We start from the raw sequence: 287 nt of genomic DNA on the forward strand, positions 1-287 counted from the left end.
GCCGGCGCCCGTCGAGCCCCTCGCCAGAGCGCTGGCCGCGACGGAGGGCGTCCGCTGGGTCCAGTTGCCCTTCGCCGGGGTGGAGGCGGTGGCCGGGGCGGGCATGCTCCACGACGGGCGGACCTGGACCTGCGCCAAGGGGTCCTACGCCGAGCCGGTCGCCGAACACGCCCTGCTCCTCGCCCTGGCCGGCCTGCGCGGGCTGCCCGAGCGGGTCCGGGCGACCTCGTGGGGGACGCCGGCGGGGACGAGCCTCTACGACGAGGCGGTCACCATCCTCGGCGGGG

General features: G+C 78.4%; 1 protein-coding gene. It reads left to right on the forward strand.

Annotation, left to right across the window (positions count from 1 at the left end):
• A partial coding sequence (locus ACZ3HH_RS29660) for a hypothetical protein (RefSeq protein ID WP_465810100.1) occupies positions 1-287 on the forward strand: 287 nt, incomplete at both ends.

The organism is Pseudomonas sp. PME37.24/025 (assembly GCF_055556615.1).